The 1,265-nt window shown below is 43.1% G+C and carries 2 protein-coding genes; one reads left to right on the top strand and one right to left on the bottom strand.

Translation table 11 applies throughout. From position 1 onward, the window contains the following. On the top strand, window positions 1-363 hold a 363-nt coding region (locus VHA01S_RS18260; protein WP_303620875.1), incomplete at its 5' end, for a group II intron maturase-specific domain-containing protein. A 220-nt stretch (window positions 364-583) separates the two neighbouring features. Here the strand turns inward: VHA01S_RS18260 and VHA01S_RS18715 are convergent. Then, entirely contained in the window at window positions 584-892 is a 309-nt protein-coding gene (locus VHA01S_RS18715) for a helix-turn-helix domain-containing protein (RefSeq protein ID WP_039971290.1), read from the bottom strand. Window positions 893-1,265: the final 373 nt, after the last annotated feature.

The raw sequence follows: 1,265 nt of genomic DNA, 5'->3' as shown, positions 1-1,265 counted from the left end.
TGGTCGAACTACTATCGACACTGCGTTGCCAAACAAGTATTCGGATATGTAGGCCACAAGCTATTCCATACATTGTGGCACTGGGCAAAAAGGCGCCATCCAACAAAGTCTAAAACTTGGATCGCCCTAAAATACTTCATCAACCGAAAAGGCCAGTGGCAGTTTCACGGTTGGCAGAAGATCATGGATATGGATTGCCAGTTCAATCTCTTCCAAATAGCCAAAGTGCCAATAGAAAGGCATATAAAAATTCGAAGTGCAGCGACCCCTTTTGACCCTCAATACCAAGAATACTTGGCGAAGAGAAAATCCAAAAGGTTAGCTCGCAACTCTTGGAATGAACCTGCTCCGACTGCTTTATAAGTTGCTGGGTATCAAACGATGCTTTTGTGGAGGCTTGAGCCTAGTGCAGTGAAAGTTGCACGCTGGGTTCTTAGGGAGACGGCACTTGGTAACAAGTGTCGTCCACCCGACAGAAGTGTTTTAGATCAATAGCACTAAGGCGCTTCTGTCCCAAAGCTCGGCTCTATAAAGCGTTTTGGGCAAGAGCGAGTCAGACCAACTTTAAGCCATAGAGCTGTGCTCATGCTTTTGAATTGCTTCTGAGCTTTTCTATCGCCTCCAGTTTGTCAATTAACACCTTATCACTGGCGACCATAGCAAGGTCGCTTTCGAGACCTATTACTGACAAAACGATCATATAGTGTCCAATAGACACTGTTGAATCACCTCTAACGACCTTTCGTAATGTAGGCTTTGATATGCCTGTTCGTTGGTGTAACAACTCCTGTGATATACGCCGTCGCTTCAAGGCCAGCTCAATATTCTCACCAAGTTGTTCTAGGATGCGTTTCTGCCTAGGAAAAACCACTGCTCTACGACGTGCACTCATGTTGAAACTATACCTTCATTAATGTTGAATATGTGAAAGCGCAGTTTCACAAAGGAGTAGGATGCTCATTTGGCAATGATTCCCCAACTTGTTGCCCAAATTCATTCTTATGAAAGGTTAGGCGTTGATAAATTGAAGCAAAGGAGCATCAGCCTAATTGCGATCTAGTTCACAAATATCGTTCGTGAAGTTCATGAAGTTTAGCCCCAGTATTGTTTGATATTTAAACAGCAATTCATGAATTCATGAACTAAATTGTGGTTCATGAATGAGATCGCCCTTCTCAACCGAAGATAAACCCCAATTAATACAAAGATTTATCTAGTTTATGCGTAACTGGTTTACTCATGTACCTCGCCGAAACCCAGAATTG

The organism is Vibrio halioticoli NBRC 102217 (genome assembly GCF_000496695.1).
Classification (GTDB): domain Bacteria; phylum Pseudomonadota; class Gammaproteobacteria; order Enterobacterales; family Vibrionaceae; genus Vibrio; species Vibrio halioticoli.
This window is presented reverse-complemented; position numbering and strand designations above follow the sequence as displayed.